16 protein-coding genes are annotated in these 16853 nt (G+C 69.2%); 10 read left to right on the forward strand and 6 right to left on the reverse strand.

Annotated features, from left to right (window positions below):
* Window positions 1–53 precede the first annotated feature (53 nt).
* Entirely contained in the window at window positions 54–1046 is a 993-nt protein-coding gene (locus HNR01_RS17145; RefSeq protein WP_183668839.1) for a glutathione S-transferase family protein, read from the reverse strand.
* Between the two features lie 183 nt (window positions 1047–1229).
* Here HNR01_RS17145 and HNR01_RS17150 point away from each other — a divergent pair, with 183 nt between their 5' ends.
* Window positions 1230–2348, forward strand: coding sequence for an NADH:flavin oxidoreductase/NADH oxidase (locus tag HNR01_RS17150; protein ID WP_183668841.1), 1119 nt, complete (start codon window positions 1230–1232; stop codon window positions 2346–2348).
* A gap of 166 nt (window positions 2349–2514) precedes the next feature.
* Here HNR01_RS17150 and HNR01_RS17155 read toward each other — a convergent pair whose 3' ends face one another.
* Window positions 2515–3294 (reverse strand): phosphodiester glycosidase family protein, encoded by a 780-nt coding sequence (locus HNR01_RS17155; RefSeq protein WP_183668843.1) that lies wholly within the window; start codon window positions 3292–3294, stop codon window positions 2515–2517.
* Window positions 3295–3521: 227 nt separating this feature from the next.
* Between HNR01_RS17155 and HNR01_RS17160 the strand changes: the two genes are divergently transcribed.
* Entirely contained in the window at window positions 3522–4052 is a 531-nt protein-coding gene (locus HNR01_RS17160; RefSeq protein WP_026105689.1) for a hypothetical protein, read from the forward strand.
* A 69-nt stretch (window positions 4053–4121) separates the two neighbouring features.
* Here HNR01_RS17160 and HNR01_RS17165 read toward each other — a convergent pair whose 3' ends face one another.
* Window positions 4122–4529, reverse strand: a complete 408-nt coding sequence (locus HNR01_RS17165; protein WP_183668845.1) for a DUF4174 domain-containing protein — start codon at window positions 4527–4529, stop codon at window positions 4122–4124.
* Between the two features lie 91 nt (window positions 4530–4620).
* Here HNR01_RS17165 and curA point away from each other — a divergent pair, with 91 nt between their 5' ends.
* From curA to panC, 5 genes are all read left to right on the forward strand, one after another.
* Window positions 4621–5637: an NADPH-dependent curcumin/dihydrocurcumin reductase gene (curA, locus tag HNR01_RS17170; RefSeq protein WP_017485571.1), complete on the forward strand. Its 1017-nt coding sequence runs from the start codon at window positions 4621–4623 to the stop codon at window positions 5635–5637.
* Window positions 5638–5841: 204 nt separating this feature from the next.
* Window positions 5842–6390: a single-stranded DNA-binding protein gene (gene ssb / locus HNR01_RS17175; RefSeq protein WP_183668847.1), complete on the forward strand. Its 549-nt coding sequence runs from the start codon at window positions 5842–5844 to the stop codon at window positions 6388–6390.
* 268 nt (window positions 6391–6658) lie between these two features.
* Window positions 6659–7264 carry a helix-turn-helix domain-containing protein gene (locus HNR01_RS17180; protein ID WP_017485570.1) on the forward strand — a complete coding sequence of 202 codons (606 nt, stop codon included), beginning with the start codon at window positions 6659–6661 and terminating at the stop codon, window positions 7262–7264.
* A gap of 70 nt (window positions 7265–7334) precedes the next feature.
* Complete coding sequence (locus HNR01_RS17185) at window positions 7335–7709, forward strand: hypothetical protein (protein ID WP_183668850.1); 375 nt, start codon at window positions 7335–7337, stop codon at window positions 7707–7709.
* Window positions 7710–7785: 76 nt separating this feature from the next.
* On the forward strand, window positions 7786–8643 hold the full coding sequence (panC, locus tag HNR01_RS17190) for a pantoate--beta-alanine ligase (protein ID WP_183668851.1): 858 nt from the start codon (window positions 7786–7788) through the stop codon (window positions 8641–8643).
* 142 nt (window positions 8644–8785) lie between these two features.
* On the opposite strand, the gene HNR01_RS17195 is transcribed toward panC, so the two are convergent.
* From HNR01_RS17195 to HNR01_RS17205, 3 genes are all read right to left on the reverse strand, one after another.
* Window positions 8786–10624 (reverse strand): NADPH-dependent assimilatory sulfite reductase hemoprotein subunit, encoded by a 1839-nt coding sequence (locus tag HNR01_RS17195; protein WP_183668916.1) that lies wholly within the window; start codon window positions 10622–10624, stop codon window positions 8786–8788.
* A gap of 267 nt (window positions 10625–10891) precedes the next feature.
* Entirely contained in the window at window positions 10892–12667 is a 1776-nt protein-coding gene (locus tag HNR01_RS17200) for a diflavin oxidoreductase (protein ID WP_183668853.1), read from the reverse strand.
* A gap of 112 nt (window positions 12668–12779) precedes the next feature.
* Window positions 12780–13283 (reverse strand): Lrp/AsnC family transcriptional regulator, encoded by a 504-nt coding sequence (locus HNR01_RS17205; RefSeq protein ID WP_017485565.1) that lies wholly within the window; start codon window positions 13281–13283, stop codon window positions 12780–12782.
* Between the two features lie 250 nt (window positions 13284–13533).
* Here HNR01_RS17205 and HNR01_RS17210 point away from each other — a divergent pair, with 250 nt between their 5' ends.
* The 3 genes from HNR01_RS17210 to cysN are packed head-to-tail and all read left to right on the forward strand — an operon-like array spanning window position 13534 to window position 16684.
* Entirely contained in the window at window positions 13534–14343 is an 810-nt protein-coding gene (locus HNR01_RS17210; RefSeq protein ID WP_183668855.1) for a phosphoadenylyl-sulfate reductase, read from the forward strand.
* Entirely contained in the window at window positions 14343–15272 is a 930-nt protein-coding gene (gene cysD / locus HNR01_RS17215; RefSeq protein WP_183668857.1) for a sulfate adenylyltransferase subunit CysD, read from the forward strand. Before HNR01_RS17210 ends, cysD begins: the two co-directional genes overlap by 1 nt.
* Entirely contained in the window at window positions 15272–16684 is a 1413-nt protein-coding gene (cysN, locus tag HNR01_RS17220) for a sulfate adenylyltransferase subunit CysN (RefSeq protein WP_183668859.1), read from the forward strand. The genes cysD and cysN overlap by 1 nt, the downstream gene beginning before the upstream one ends.
* Window positions 16685–16853 lie beyond the last annotated feature (169 nt).

The following is a 16853-nucleotide window of genomic DNA, read 5'->3' on the forward strand; positions in this document are numbered from 1 at the left end:
ACGGCCCTGCCGGCCGCTTGTCGCGATGGATATTTCCTGCGGGCCGTCCGGGTTCAACTGCCGAAGCGCAGGGCGCGATCGTTGGGCGCACCGAAGTGAAGCTCGGGCCCGAGCGGCACGATCCCCGTCGGATTGATGCCGGCGTGGCTGCCGTAATAGTGGCGCTTGATCTGATCGAGGTTCACGGTCCCGGCCACGCCCGGCAGGGCGTAGAGGTCGCGCAGGTAGTTCGACAGGTTGGGGTAATCGTCGATCCGGCGCCGGTTGCACTTGAAGTGCCCGACATAGACCGCATCGAACCGCACCAGGGTGGTGAACAGTCGAATGTCGGCCTCGGTCAGGGACGATCCGCAGAGGTAGCGCTGCCGGTCGAGCCTGTCCTCGAGCGCGTCGAGCTCGGCGAAGAGGGCGGTGAAGGCCTCCTCGTAGGCGGCCTGCGTGGTGGCGAAGCCCGCCTTGTAGACGCCGTTGTTGACCCGGTCGTAGACGCGCGCGTTGATCGCATCGATCTCGCCGCGAAGAGCCTCCGGGTAGAGATCCGGCCCGGGCGCGTCGAAGGCGCCGTTCAGCATCCGGATGATCTCGGCCGATTCGTTCGAGACGATGGTCTCGCGCCGCTTGTCCCACAGCACCGGGACGGTGACGCGGCCGGAATAGTCGGGCTTGGCACGGACATAGATCTCGTAGAGCCGCCGGGCACCGAACAGCGGATCGGCCGTCGAACCCGCTACGCCACCCTCCTCCTCGGCCTCAAAGACCCAGCCCTCCTCGCGCATGTAGGGCGAGACCACGGAGACGGTGATCGCCTCCTCGAGATTCTTCAGCTGGCGCACGATCAGGGTGCGGTGGGCCCAAGGGCAGGCCAGCGCGACGATGAGGTGATAGCGCCCCGCCTCGGCCTCGAACCCGCCCTCGCCCGAGGGGCCGGGCGTGCCATCGGGTGTCACCCAGTTGCGGAAGGCAGCGGCCGAGCGCTCGAAGCGCCCGCCGGATTTGGACGTGTCGTAGCCCTTGTCGTGCCACTCGCCCTCGACCAGCAACCCCATCCCGAACGGTCCTCATCGCGTTGCGCACGGGGTGAGATGGGAGGACCGGCCGCCGGGGGAAGCCTGCACCCGGGATCTTGTGGGCGGATCTCGGGTGTCCCATGCGCGGTTCCGGGCTGGTGGCCGGGACCCGCATGTTCCAGATAAGCCGCCAGTTGCCGACACCGCTCCCGGAGCCCGCCGATGTCCGCCCGCCTGTTCGAGCCCCTGCGCCTGGACGACCTGGAGCTCGAGAACCGCATCATCATCGCGCCGATGTGTCAGTACTCGGCGCTGGCAGGCGCGGCGACCGACTGGCACCTGATGCATCTCGGCCAGCTCGCGCAGTCGGGTGCGGGCCTCCTCACCCTGGAGGCGACGGCGATCTCGCCCGAGGCACGGATCTCGCCCGGCGATCTCGGCCTCTACGACGACGCCACCGAGCGGGCGCTCGCCCGCGTACTCGACGCGGTGCGCGGCTACGCGCCGATTCCCGTCGCGATCCAGATCAACCATGCCGGCCGCAAGGCGTCGAGCCGTGCCCCTTGGGAGGGCGGCGCGCAGATCGCCCCGGAAGCCGCCGACGGCTGGCTCACCGAGGCGCCCTCGGCGATTCCCCACGCGCAGGGCGAGGTGCCGCCGCACGCCCTTGACGCGGAGGGTCTGAAGCGGGTGCGCGAGGGCTTCGTCGCCACGGCGAGGCGCGCCATGCGGCTCGGCATCGACGCCGTCGAGCTGCACGGCGCCCACGGATACCTGCTGCACCAATTCCTGTCGCCGCTGTCCAACCACCGGGAGGACCAGTACGGCGGCAGCCTTGAGAACCGGATGCGGTTTCCGCTCGAATGCTTCGAGGCGGTGCGCGAGGCCGTGCCGGCGGGCAAGCCGGTCTGGATGCGCGTCTCGGCGACGGACTGGGTCGAGGAGGGCTGGGACCTCGACCAGACGATCGAACTCGCCCGCGCCCTCAAACGCCGCGGCGCGGCCGCCCTCCACGTCTCCACCGGCGGCCTGTCGACGGCGCAGAAGATCCCCGTCGGACCGGGCTATCAGGTGCCCTTCGCCGAGCGGGTGAAGGCGGAGACCGGCCTCACCACCATCGCGGTCGGCCTCATCACCGAGCCGCGTCAGGCCGAAGCGATCCTGGCGGAGGGCAAGGCCGACGCGGTCTCGCTCGCCCGCGCCCTCCTCTACGATCCCCGCTGGCCCTGGCACGCCGCCGCCGAACTCGGCGCGCAGGTGCGGGCGCCCAAGCAGTACTGGCGCAGCCAGCCGCACCAGTACAAGGACCTGTTCAAGAGTGCCGCCTTCGGGCAGCGATAGCGCCTGCGCCGCGCATCCGTCCGCCCGACGACCGCGCGTCCCGAGATGCGGAGCCCCGGAAGGATCCTCCGGTTCCCGCGCGGATCCCCGGAGCAACCTTCGACGGCCTCGCGGCCTCTGAGGATGATGGCGCGGATGGGAAGGCGTTGCCTTTCCGTCCGTCCTTCTACTTCCCCACCGCGCCCACCAGCGGCCCGAGCGGGCGGCTGAGGTCGGAGCGGCCGAGCCCGGGGGCGTAGAGGCTCGACACGCTGCCGTCGAGGAACAGCGCGTTGCGGCAGCCGAGGCTGTCCTTGAACAGGCGGGCGAAGGCACCGAAGGTCACCGGGCGCTCCGAGATCGCGAACACGGCCACGCGCCCGCCCTCGCGCACGCCGACGCCGTTGCGGATCTTCTGGCTCGGGCCGTCGGCCGAGATCTTCGGGTGGATCTTGCCCTCGATCACCAGCATCGGCCCCGATTGCGTGGCGAAGTCCGGCGCCGCCTTGGCGCGCAGGTAGCGGCTGGTGTCGAGCACCCCGGCGCGGTCGCCCTTCACGTAGAAGACGCCATTCGGCTTGAGGTGGAAGTTGCCCGGCCCGTTCGCGGTCGAGACGCCCTTCATCTCGCGCCCGTCCTCGACATAGAGCCCGACCGGGGCCTGGCCCTTGTCGTACATGCCGGCATTCATCGCGAAGCTGAGGCCCCGACCCTGCCGGTCGGCGAGGCTCGACAGCGAGCCGTAGGGCAGTCCGTCCGCGCCGAGCCAGAACAGCCGCACACGCTCGCGACGCAGGTCGATCGTGCAGACCGTGTAGGGCTGCCCCTCGAACTCGACCGCCTGGCACGGTCCCCTGGCCGCGGCGGCAGCCGGTTGCGCCCGGACCAGACCGGCAGCGGGCGGGCCGAGGACCGCGAAGAGCGCAGCGAAGAGGGCGGGGACGAGAACGGCGAGGCGGCGGGTCACGGAAAGGGCGGTTCCTGTCTGGCGGCCGCCTGTCGACGCAGGCTCGACCGTATGCGCCCTCCTCGCGCGAAAGCATAGCAGCATTCAAGCGGCCATCCTGCCCGCGCCGTCCCCTCTCCCCGCCGCGACGGTTTCAGGACCAGAGGTCGCAGGGACCGAATTTTCGCGCCGGACGTTCAAAGCGAACGGGGGGTTGGCGAAGTTCTCTCTCGGGTGGAGACGATCTGATGAAAAGGGTTGTTCTGGCATCGGCCGCCATGGTGGGCGCGCTGATGATGATCCCGGCGACCGCCGATGCCCGCCCCGGCTTCGGTGGCTTCCATGGCGGCGGCGGTTTCCGTGGCGGTGGATTCGGCGGCGGCTTCCGCGGCGGCGGTTTCGGCGGTCCTCGCTTCGGCGGCGGCTTCGGAGGCCCGCGCTTCGGCGGCGGTTTCGCCGGCCGGGGCGGCTTCTACCGCGGGGCCGGCTTCGGCGGCTGGCGCGGCGGCTACGGCGGCTGGCGCGGTGGCTATGGCGGCTGGGGCTATCGGCGCGGCTACGGCTGGGGCGGTGTCGGCCTCGGACTCGGGCTCGGCCTCGCCGCGGGGAGCCTCTACGGCGCCTATGGCTATCCCTACGGCTACGGCGGCTGGGGTGGCCCCTACGGCTACACCACCGTCGGTTACGACCCGTACTACAGCAGCGGCTGCTACACCGTCCCGCGCCTGACATGGACGCCCTACGGCTACCGCCGCGTCCTGGTCGAGCGCTGCTACTGATCGGCGAGACAGCCCGACACGACGAGGGGCCGCACGCGGCCTCTCCTCCCTCCTCTCTTACCGTGCCGCTCAGCGCCGCCTCGCCTCGTCCCGCCGCATCGGCATGGCGTCGATGGTCGAGAACAGGCGCTGCGGCGGAATAGGCTCCTCCGAGGTGAGCTTGGCGCCGCCGTCCTTGCCGACGAGAACCGCCCGGAAGGCATCGCCTGGGAGACCGAGACGCCGCCGCAGGGCCACCGCGTCGGCGCCCTGCCCCACCGCCTCGACCGTCACGAGATCGCGCTCCGACGCGCCCGCCCGTGCCGAGGCAAGGGCTTGCCGCTGCGCCGCGAGGCGGAAATCGCCGGTATCGCCCGCGGCCAGCACCAGCACCCGCGACTTCCAGCGGTAACCCGCCAGCGGATCGCTCCCCACCGCCCCGGCGGGACCGGCCATCGCCAGCAGACCGACCGTCAGAGCCGCCCTACGCCACCCCATCCCCGACCTCCGCACATCGCTGCCTCGCATTGCCGGAACCAGCGCGCGACCCATCTGCCCGGTTCCAGCTTGAACAACGCCGGAGCGCTCCATGGCAGTCGTCAACCGTCGGATCGTGCTGGCCGCGCGCCCGCACGGTGAGCCGAAACCCGAACATTTCCGCCTCGAAGAGGGGCGCACCCCCGTTCCCAAGGCGGGAGAGGTTCTGCTGCGGACCCGCTGGCTCTCCCTCGATCCCTACATGCGCGGGCGGATGAGCGCGGCGAAATCCTACGCCAAGCCGGTCGAGCTCGGCGATACCATGGTCGGCCAGACGGTGAGCGAGGTGGTCGCTTCGGAGAATCCGGCCTTCGCCGAGGGCGATCTCGTGCTGAGCAACTCCGGCTGGCAGGAATTCGCGATCTCGGACGGGCGGGATCTGCGCCGTCTGGATCCTGCGGACGGGCCACCGAGCCAGTTCCTCGGCATCCTCGGCATGCCTGGCATGACCGCCTATACCGGTCTCCTCGAGATCGGACGGCCCCGTCCGGGCGAGACCGTCGTGGTGGCCGCCGCCGCCGGACCGGTCGGCTCCCTCGTCGGCCAGATCGCCCGCATCAAGGGCGCGCGGGCCGTCGGCATCGCCGGGGGCGCGGAGAAATGCGCCTACCTGACCGAGACACTGGGATTCGACGCCGCCGTCGATCACCGCGCCGGTGACTTTGCCGAGGCGCTGGCCCGCGCCTGCCCCGACGGGATCGACGTGTATTTCGAGAATGTCGGCGGCGCCGTATTCGACGCGGTGCTGCCGCTGTTCAACGACTTCGCGCGGATGCCGGTCTGCGGCCTCGTCGCCGACTACAACTTGAGCGAACTGCCCTCCGGCCCCGATCGCTCGCCGGTGCTGATGCGCGCCATCCTCACCAAGCGCCTGACGCTGCGCGGCTTCATCGTCTGGGATTTCGCCTCGATGCAGGATGACTTCCTGCGCGACGTCGGCGGCTGGCTGCGCGCCGGACGGGTCAAGGCCCGCGAGGACGTGGTCGAGGGCCTGGACAACGCACCGGCCGCCTTCGCCGGGATGCTGAAGGGCGCCAATTTCGGCAAGCTCGTGGTGAAGGTGTCCTGACACGATCCCCGCTCCGACGAGCGCGATGGTGCTTGTCGGAAAATCGGAACAGATATAGAACATTCGCGAGGGGCGCGGCACCGGTGGTTAGCGTGCACAAGCGTCACCGACGGCTTGCTCCGGTGGGCGCCTTGCTCAAGAGTCGCGGCCTTCGCGGGCGTCACGAAACATGCCCTGTGAGATCCGATCGGATGGAGAGATGAGATGGCGGGCAGCGTCAACAAGGTGATTCTCGTCGGCAATCTTGGGCGCGATCCCGAGACCCGGCGCCTGTCCTCGGGCGATCCCGTGGTCAACCTGCGCATCGCGACGTCGGAGTCCTGGAAGGACAAGATGTCGGGCGAGCGCAAGGAAAAGACCGAGTGGCACTCGGTCGTGATCTACAACGAGAACCTCGCCCGCGTGGCCGAGCAGTATCTGCGCAAGGGCTCGAAGGTCTACATCGAGGGCCAGCTCCAGACCCGCAAATGGGCCGACCAATCGGGCGCGGAGAAGTACACCACGGAGGTGGTGCTCCAGCGCTTCCGCGGCGAGATGACGATTCTCGACGGGCGCGGCGGGGGCGGCGACTTCGCGGGCGAGGACGAGGGCGGCGGCCAGATCAGCCGCGGCGGCGATCGGGGGGGCGACCGGGGCGGTGATCGCGGCGGACGCGACGATTACGGCTCGAGCCGCTCCGGCGGCGAGCGCCGGCCCTCCTCGGGCGGCGGCGGCAAGCCGAACTACGACCTCGACGACGACATCCCGTTCTAGGATTTTTTGGATCGAGGGACGGCTCGGGAAAGGGGCCGGCGCGGACAGCGCCGGTCCTTTTTGCGTCTGGCGGACGCCGTCGGCATCGGGATGAAGGCATGCCGGAACAGCAGCTTGAGCGCATCGATTGCCGATTTTTGCCGTCCCGGATCAGGCGTATGGCCCGGAATGACTTGCAATTTTCAACAACAGTACCCGGTGGCGCCCTCGAATTCCTGCGCCATAATGATTTTCGCGCCGCAGCGGCGGAAGGAGCAGTCCGGGATCCATGCTGAGCACAGCGTCGAACGCCCCCGTCATCGAGGAGCGCCCCCTGGAGAAGGCTCTGGGCCATCAGGTCCGCCTGCTGCGACGCGAGCGCGACCTGTCGGTGGCCGATCTCGGCAGCGCCGCCGGCATCTCGCCCGGCATGATCTCGAAGATCGAGAACGGGGCGATCTCCCCCTCGCTCGCCTCGATCAACGCCATCGCCTCGGCCCTGAACGTGCCGATCACCGCACTGTTCGCCGCCTTCGAGGAGACACGGGACTGCAGCCACGTGAAGCGCGGCCAGGGTGTGCCGATCGAGCGGCGCGGCACCAAGGTCGGGCATCTCTACGAACTCCTGGGAGCCGGAATCCGCGGCGACGTGGTGGTCGAGCCCTATCTCATCACCCTGCAGGACGAGGCCGAAGCCTATACGAGCTTCCGCCATATCGGCACCGAATTCATCTACATGCTGACCGGCGAGGTGATCTATCACCATTCGGGTCAGGACTATCATCTCGAGCCCGGCGACGCGCTGATGTTCGATTCGAACGGCCTGCACGGACCCGCCAAGCTGCTCAAGACGCCGATGACCTATCTCTCCGTCATCGTCTATCCGCGGGCGTGAGCGCGGCGCGGTAACGATCCGTTCACCATGACCTGCGAGGCCTCATGCGACGGAACGGGAGAATGACGCGATGACGGCCGGTCGGCAGCGGGTGCTCGGCAGCCTTCTCGCCCTTGCCTGTCCCCTTGTCCTTGCCTGTCTCCTCGGACCGCCCGTCCGCGCCGCCGACCTGCCGGTGTTCGAGCCGGGCCCGCCGGCCGCGCCGCCGGCCCCGCGGTTCTTCCCCCGCGGCGACGGGGACGCCCTCGTCGACGGGCCGCCCCGCCCCCTCCCCCGGCGTCTCGTCGGCTGCGCCCCGCGCGTCGCCCCGGTGCCGACCAACGCGCCGAGCGATCCGAGCTATGTCGGCTCGGAATACGGCCTCGGCAAACCGAGCTATTACGGCTTCCGACCCGGCCTCGGCTACGACGATCCGTTCGACCGGCCGCTGCGCTACTGCCCCTGATCCGGCGGGAACGCTGGCATCCCGCCGCGGCGGCGCTTAACTGTGCGGCGCGATTTCCTCGTATCCGAGCCGCCCCATGTCCGACACGACCCTCCGCTTCGACAGCCTTGAGGCCCTGCGCAGACGGGTCGATGCGTGGCGTTCGGGCGGCGACCGGATCGTGCTCGTGCCGACCATGGGTGCGCTGCATGCGGGCCATCTCGCCCTCGTGGCGCATGCCAAGGCGATCGGCCGGCGGGCCGTCGTCAGCATCTTCGTGAACCCGACCCAGTTCGGCCCGAACGAGGATTTTTCGCGCTATCCGCGCGACACCGAGGCCGACCTCGCCCTGCTGTCGGGGGCGGGCGCCGATGCGGCATGGCTCCCCTCCGTCGAAACCATGTACCCAACCGGATTCTCGACGCGCATCGAGCCCGGACCGGCGGCGGAGGGTCTGTGCGGCACCTTCCGGCCCGGCCATTTCTCCGGTGTCGCCACCGTGGTGACGAAGCTGATCAATCAGGTGCGGCCCGACATCGCCCTGTTCGGCGAGAAGGATTTCCAGCAGCTGCAGGTGATCCGCTCGGTCATCCGCGACCTCGACCTGGCGGTCACCATCGAGGGTGTGCCGACGCTGCGCGAGGCGGACGGCCTCGCCCTCTCCTCCCGCAACCGCTACCTCGACCCGTGCGAGCGCGAGATCGCGCCGCGGCTGCACGCGGTGCTCGCCGACATGGCCGAGCGCCTCGCCCGCGGTGCCGAGGCGGCTCCGCTCGTGGCGGAGGGCACCGCGGCGCTGGCGGCGGCAGGCTTCGGCCCGGTGCAGTATCTGGAGGTGCGCGACGCCCAGACCCTCGCACCGGTGGCCAGAGCCGAGCGCGAGGCGCGGCTTCTGGTGGCGGCCTATCTCGGCAAGACGCGGCTCATCGACAACGTGGCGGTGGTGCCGGTCTGAGCCGAGTCGTCATCGCGAGCGGGCGCGACGCGATCCAGCCGCGCGGACCGCTCCGGAAGTGGGCGGCCCGGATTGCCTCGGCTTCGCCTCGCGAGGATGGGGCGTGTCACGCGCACCGTCCTCGCGAGGAGACCTAAGCCGTTTACGCCGCCCGCAGCGGCCCCGTGCGCTCGTGGAAATCCGGGCCGTTGCTCGTCTTGGCGACGTAACCGGCGCGGATCACGAAGTCGCCGAAATGCTCGCCCGGCTGCCGGTCCTTGGCGTAGGCGGCAAACAGCGGCTCCAGCGTGTCCTTGATCTCGCTGGCCAGCACGTCTTCGCGGTATAGCTTGCTCAGACGCGAGCCGTCGAAGGCAGCACCGAGATAGAGATGGTAGCGCTCGGGGCCGCGGCCGACGAGACCGATCTCGGCGATGAAGGGCCGGGCGCAGCCGTTGGGACAGCCGGTCGAGCGGATCGTGATCTCCTCGTCCTGCAATCCGTGGCGGGCGAGGCTCTCCTCCAGCTCGGTGAGCAGGTCGGGCAGGTAGCGCTCGCTCTCGGCCAGCGCCAATCCGCAGGTCGGCAGCGCGACGCAGGCCAGCGAGCTGCGGCGGATCGCGGAGGCGCCCCGAGTCAGACCGTACTCGTCGACCAGCGCATCGATCTCGGGCTTCTTGGCCGCCGGCACGTTGGCGATGATGACGTTCTGGTTGCCGGTGAGGCGGAAATCACCCTCGTGCACCTCGGCGATACGGCGCAGGCCCGAGAGGAATTGCGGGCCCCCCTCGATGTCCTTGATCCGGCCCGACGGCACGTAGAGCGTCAGGTGGTGCCGCCCGTCCTCGCCCTCGACCCAGCCGTAGCGGTCGCCGTTGTTCTCGAAGGTGAAGGGTTTGGGCTCGCCGAGCTTCTTCCCGATGCGCTTCTCGACCTCCGCCCGGAAGGCGTCGAGGCCGAAGCGCTCGATCGTGTACTTGAGCCGGGCGTTCTTGCGGTTCTTGCGGTTGCCCCAGTCGCGCTGGACCGTCATCACGGCCTCGGCCGCCTTCAGGGCGTCCTCGGGCTTCACGAAGCCGAGCACGTCGGCGGTGCGCGGGAACGTGTCGGTCTCGCCATGGGTCATGCCCATGCCGCCGCCGACCGTGACGTTCCAGCCGGTGACCCGGTTCTTCTTGTCGAGGATGGCGATGAAGCCGAGGTCGTGGGCGAAGATATCGACCTCGTTCGAGGGCGGCACCGCGACCACGGTCTTGAACTTTCGCGGCAGGTAGGTCTTGCCGTAGACCGGCTCAATCTCCGCCTCGTCCTCGCGGCCGACCACGCGCTCCCCGTCGAGCCAGATCTCGCGCCACGCGCCGGTCTTCGGCAGCAGGGTGTCGGAGATGTCCTTGGCCAGTTGCAGCGCAGCCTTGTGGGCACCGGCCTGGGCAGGGTTCGTCGCGGCCATGACGTTGCGGTTCACGTCGCCGCAGGCGGCGATCGTATCGAGCAGCGCCGAGTCGATCGCCGCCATGGTGCGCTTGAGGTTCGACTTGATCACGCCGTGATACTGGAACGTCTGGCGCGTGGTCGCGCGCAGCGCACCCCCGGCGTAGGTCGTGGCGATGTTGTCGAGGATCAGCCACTGCTTCGGCGTCACGACGCCGCCGGCGATGCGCAGGCGGATCATGAAGCTGTAGGCTTTCTCGAGCTTCTTCTTGGTGCGTTCCGCCCGGATGTCCCGGTCGTCCTGCATGTACATGCCGTGGAATTTGACGAGCTGGCCGTCATCCTCGGAGATCGCGCCGGTGGCGTGCTTGAGGAGCCCATCGGCGAGCCCGCCGCGCAGGTAGCGGCTGGCGATCTTCAGGTGCTCGTTATGCGCGAGCCCGGCGGCCTTCGCCGCCTCGGCCTCCGTGATCGGGCGATCGGTCGGCGGCGTCTCGTAGCGGTGCGCGCCGATGCCGGGCGTGTCCACGGCGGGGCCGTCAGGCGTGTCGATCGGCTTGTGGTCGTCCATGGCGGTGATCCGTTTCACACTCGGCCCTCCCCCTCTGCGGGGGAGGGTGGCCCTCGCGTCGGCGAGGGTCGGGAGAGGGGAGCGCCCTGTCCGGAAAAGTCTCGACAACACAGGCTGCACCCTCTGCGGCGCCGTCGTGCTGCCCCTCTCCCGCCTCGCTGCGCTCGGCACCCTCCCCCCACCCAAATCGGGCTTGCCCGATTTGGGCAACCCTATTGCAGACCTTGGGCAAGCCCAAGATCTGTTGGGGGGAGGGTTGGGTGAACTTCAGTAAACGTCCTGCTGGTAGCGCTTGGCCCGTTCCAGCGAGGCGACATGCGCTTCCGCGTCCGCGCGGCTCAGGCCCTTGACGCTCTCGAAGGCCCGCACCACGGCGGCGCGCACGTCACGCGCCATGTTCTTGGCGTCGCCGCAGACGTAGAAGTGGGCGCCGCCGTCGAGCCACGCCACCACCTCGGCGGCGTGCTGGTCGATCCGGTCCTGGACGTAGATCTTCTCCGGCTGATCACGGGAGAAGGCCACGTCGATCTTCGACAGCGAACCATCCTCCAGCGCGTCCTGCCATTCGAGCTGGTACAGGAAGTCGTGGGTGAAGTGACGGTCGCCGAAGAACAGCCAGGAGCGGCCGGAGGCCTCCGTGGCGCGGCGCTCCTGCACGAAGGCGCGGAACGGGGCGACGCCGGTGCCGGGACCCACCATGATGATGTCGGTCGCCGGGTCGGCGGGCAGGCGGAAATGCTTGTTGGGCTTCACCCGCACCCGCAGCTTGGCGCCGTTCTTGATGCGGTCGGCGACATGCACCGAGGCGACGCCGGAGCGGGCGCGGCCGTGGGTCTCGTAGCGCACGGCGGCGATGGTGAGATGCACCTCGTCGCCGACTTCCTTGCGCGACGAGGCGATGGAGTAGGCCCGCGGCGGCAGCGGCCGGGTCACGGTGTTGAGGTGTTCGGCCGTCAGCTCGGCGGGGAAGCGCTCGATCAGGTCGATCAGGTGGCGCCCCTCGATCCAGGCCTTCACCTCGCCGCTCTCCACGAACTTCTGAGCGTCGGCGTGGCCGGTGGCCTTGGCGAAGCGCTCGACGGTGGTGGGCGAGAGCGTGGTGATGTCACGCTCGGCGAGCAGGGCCCTGCGCAGGCCCTCGTCTCCGGTGAGCCCCGTGGCGCGCAAAATCTCGTCCACGAGCTGCGGGTCGTTCTCCGGGAAAATCTCCAGCGAATCGCCGGGCTCGTAGGCCGGTGCTCCGTCCTCGAATTCGAGAGCGAGGTGGATCGTCTCCTTGTCCGAGCGCGAGGAATTGAGGTTCACGTGGTCGATCACCTCGACCACCCTCGGCTCGCGGCTGACTTCGCCGTCCTCATCCTCGGCTGCGCCGCGGAAATCGACCGCCACGACATTGTCGGCGGCGGTATCGGCCGGCGCCAGCGCCTTCAGCGCGCCCTTGATCCAGTCGGCGGCGGGCTTCTCGAAATCGAGGTCGAGGTCGGCGCGGTCGTAGGCGCGTTTGGCGCCGAGGGCCTCGAAGCGCGCATCGAGCGCCTTTCCGATGGCGCAGAACTCCGCGTAGCTGGTGTCGCCGAGCGCCAGCACGCCGAACTCGACGCCCTCCAGCCGCGGCGCGGCGTCCGACATCAGCTCACCGTAGGCTCGCACCGCGCGGGCGGGCGGCTCACCCTCGCCCCAGGTCGCGACGATGGCGACGAGCTTGCCCGTCTTGGGCAGGGTGGCGAGATCGAGATCGGCGAAATCCACGATCTTCGGCTTGAAGCCCTGCTTGCGCGCGAGCTTTCCGACATCGCTGGCGAGCTTTTCCGAATTGCCCGACTCGGAGGCGAACAGGATCGTCAGCGGCTCGGCCGCTTTCGGGGGGGCCGCCGGGGCGACCGCCGCCGCACCGGATTGGCCGGCGGCCGCATCGAGCCCCGCGAGGAAGCCCGCGAGCCAAGCGCGCTGGATCGGCGTCGCCGCTCCGAGCGCTGCGTCGAGATGAGCCCGTTCCTGGTCTCCGAAAGGAGCCGTGCGGGGAAGGAGTGCTTGCCTGGACATCGTGGGTGCCATGTCGTCCGCCGGAGCGCCGCTGTCAACGTCGAAACGTCCGTTTTAAAGAACGCCCGGTCGAGAGAAGAGATTGTTCGCTGTTGCGTCGCAAAAAGGAAGATTATTCCCCAACCACCGCCAGCCTCGGTTCGGAACGCCCGCGCGGCGGGGGAACGGGCAGCGGCAGGGCGGTCGTGGACTTCACCTTTTCCATGGCGAAGCGCGAGGTCACGTTCTTGAGAGGAAGCGTGGCGATCAGGTTCTTGTAGAAGGTGTCGTAGGCGGCCATGTCGGCCACGACGACCCGCAGCATGTAGTCGACGTCGCCGGCCATCCGGTAGAACTCGAGCACCTCCGGCATGGCCGAGATGCGGTCGGCGAAGCGCTCGAGCCAATCCTTGGAATGATCCGCGGTCTCGATCGAGACGAAGACGGTGAGCCCGAGGCCGAGCTTCACCGGATCGAGCACGGCCACGCGCCGGTCGATCACGCCGTCGGCCTCGAGGCGCTGGATCCGCTTCCAGCAGGGCGTCTGCGAGAGCCCGACCTGCTCGCCGATGGCGGCGATGGAGAGCGTGGCATCCTTCTGCAGGAGCGCGAGGATCTTCAGGTCGATCGAGTCCAAGGGGCCTCTCCGCAATGAATGGCGAGGATGGTCTCTCGAGGGTCTCTCGGGGCATCCGGCCATAAGCCCGCCCCGCCACCTCTTTGAGAAGATTCTTTTCTGAACGAGCAACGATCGGCGGCGGCAACCGTTGCCGTGCCATTCGCGCCGCAGCAGTGGATTGCGTGCGCAGAAGGTCCGACGCCTTGACAGCGTTCTTTATAGCGAACATCTCAGGGCTCCGACAAGCAGGCAAATCGAATTTACGCACATGACCGCTGCCCTCGTCCGGGCGGCCGGGGATCTCGCCAGGGACATGGCGGGTCTGGACCTCCGGGGGCGTATCCGCCTCGTCGAGGACCGCATCCCGGGCCGGCTCGTCTTCACCACCAGCCTCGGCATCGAGGATCAGGCGCTCACGCACGCGCTCGCCCTGAACAAGGGCCGCACTGAGATCGTGACGCTCGATACCGGCCGGCTGTTTCCCGAAACCTACGACGTCTGGACCGAGACGGAGGCCGCCTACGGCATCCGCATCCGCGCCTACGCGCCGGAGCGGGTGGCCGAGGAAGCGTTCGTTGCGCGCGAGGGCATCAATGGTTTTCGCCATTCGGTCGCCGCACGGCAGGCCTGCTGCGGCTTCCGCAAGGTCGAGCCGCTGGGTCGGGCGCTGGAGGGCGCGGCGGCGTGGTTCACCGGCCTGCGCGCCGGGCAATCCGCCAACCGGGCCGACACGCCGCTGGCCGAGGCCGACGAGGGACGCGGCCTGATCAAGGTCAACCCGCTCGCCGATTGGACGCGGGCCGACGTCGATCGCTTCGTGCGCGACAACTTCATTCCCTACAACCCCCTGCACGACCGCGGCTTCCCGTCGATCGGCTGCGCCCCCTGCACCCGCGCCGTGAAGATCGGTGAGGACGAACGGGCCGGCCGCTGGTGGTGGGAGCAGGAATCCAAGAAGGAATGCGGCCTGCATCTGCACAGGCCGGAAGGCGACGTGGCGCCCGGGCAGGAAGCCGCCGCTTTCGAGGAGCCGGCGAGCGCCGCCACCTCACGCGAACACAGAAGGGAACTGGTCTGATGAGCGCCGCCGTCGCCGCGCCCGCGCGCACCCGCCTGACGCATCTCCAGCGCCTGGAGGCCGAGAGCATCCACATCTTCCGGGAGGCGGTCGCCGAGGCCGAGAACCCGGTGATGCTCTACTCGATCGGCAAGGATTCCTCCGTGCTGCTGCATCTGGCGCTGAAGGCCTTCGCGCCGGGGCGCCTGCCGTTCCCCCTGATGCACATCGACACGACTTGGAAGTTCCGCGAGATGATCGCCTTCCGCGACCAGCGCGCGAAGGAACTCGGCCTCGAACTCATCGTGCACACGAATCAGGAGGGGCTCGCCAAGGGCATCGGCCCGGTCAGCCACGGCTCCGAAGTGCATACCGACGTGATGAAGACGCAGGCCCTGCGTCAGGCGCTCGACAAGTACAAGTTCGACGCGGCCTTCGGTGGCGCCCGCCGCGACGAGGAGGCGAGCCGGGCCAAGGAGCGCATCGTGTCGCTGCGCAACGCGCAGCATCGCTGGGACCCGAAGCGCCAGCGCGCCGAGCCCTGGCACCTCTACAATTTCAAGAAGCGGCGCGGCGAATCCTTCCGCGTCTTCCCGCTCTCGAACTGGACCGAGCTCGACATCTGGCTCTACATCGAGCAGGAAAACATTCCGATCGTCCCGCTCTACTTCGCCGCCGAGCGTCCGGTGGTGGAGCGCGACGGCCAGCTCATCATGGTCGATGACGACCGCCTGCCGCTGGAGCCGGGCGAGACCCCGCAGAAGCGTCAGGTTCGGTTCCGCACGCTCGGCTGCTATCCGCTGACCGGCGCGGTCGAGAGCCCGGCCGCGACCCTTCCGGAGATCATCGGCGAGACGCTCGCCGCCCGCACCTCGGAGCGCCAGGGCCGCGTCATCGACAAGGACGGTGCCGGCGCCATGGAGCGCAAGAAGCAGGAGGGCTACTTCTGATGACGATCCATCAGTCTCCGGAAGCGTTCGGCTACGAAGCCTTCCTGCACAAGCACCAGAACAAGGAGGTCCTGCGCTTCATCACCTGCGGTTCGGTCGATGACGGCAAGTCCACCCTGATCGGACGGCTCCTGCACGACACCAAGCAGATCTTCGACGATCAGGTGACGGCGCTGCAGCGCGACTCGCGCAAGCACGGCACGCAGGGCGGCGAGGTCGATCTCGCCCTGCTGGTCGACGGCCTGCAGGCCGAGCGCGAGCAGGGCATCACCATCGACGTCGCCTATCGCTTCTTCTCGACCGACCGGCGCTCCTTCATCGTCGCCGACACCCCCGGCCACGAGCAATATACCCGCAACATGGCGACCGGCGCCTCGACCGCCGACGTCGCCGTGATCCTGGTCGACGCCCGCCACGGGCTGACCCGCCAGACCCGGCGCCACGCGCTGCTGGTCTCGCTGCTCGGCATCCACCGGGTCGCGCTCGCCATCAACAAGATGGATCTCGTCGGCTGGTCGCAGGACAAGTTCGAGGCGATCCTCTCCGGCTTCCAGGCGTTTGCCGCGCCGCTGAATTTTTCCGAGGTGCGGGCGATCCCGCTCTCGGCCAAGAACGGCGACAACGTCGTGCTGCCGGGCACCGCCGCGACCTGGTACGATGGCGTTCCGTTGCTGCGCTACCTCGAAGAGGTGCCGGTGAAGTCGGAGGAGCGCGCCGCCGCCTTCCGCATGCCGGTGCAGTGGGTGAACCGCCCGAACTCGGATTTCCGCGGGTTTTCCGGGTTGATCGCCTCCGGCTCGGTGGCGCCGGGCGACGCCGTCACCGTCGCGCCCTCGGGCAAGACTTCGACCGTCGCCCGCATCTTCACCGCCGACGGCGATCTGGAGCGGGCGAGCGAGGGCCAGTCGGTGACGCTGGTGCTCGCCGACGAGGTGGACGCCTCCCGCGGCGCGGTGATCGCGACTTCGGGCGCGCCGCTGACGCTGACCGACAGCCTCGACGTGCGCCTGTTCTGGGCCGCCGAGTCCGATCTCGTCCCCGGCGCCAGCCTGTGGGCCAAGGTCGGCACGCAGACCGTGAACGCGGTGGTGAAGGCGGTCCACCGCCGGATCGACCCGGAGACCGGGCAGGCCGGCCCCGCCGACAAGCTCGCGGTCAACGATATCGGCGACGTGACCTTGACGCTCGACCGGCAGATCGCCGTCGATCCGTATGTCGAGAACCGCGACACCGGCAGCCTGATCCTGATCGACCGCGAGACCACGGACACGGCGGCGCTCGGCCTCGTCCAGACGGTCGCCGCTTCGGGTAACGCCGCCGCTCCGGCGCCGACGGCATCCGAGACAGCGTCGCAGGAGCCCGCCCGCAGCGGCGGCCTGCTCGCTGGCATCAAGCGGCTGTTCGGCGGGTAGGACACGCATCGAAAGACCCCTCTCCCCTCTGCGGGAGAGGGTGGCCCCCGAAAGGGCCGGGTTGAGGGGAGCGCCGTTTCCGGAGAGTTCGGAGCCGGCCCCTCTTCCGCCTCGTTCCGCGCGGCAACCTCCCCCGCAGAGGGGGAGGGTTTGGCCGCGGCCCGCTCCC

This window comes from Methylorubrum rhodesianum, assembly GCF_014199985.1.
Taxonomy (GTDB): domain Bacteria; phylum Pseudomonadota; class Alphaproteobacteria; order Rhizobiales; family Beijerinckiaceae; genus Methylobacterium; species Methylobacterium rhodesianum.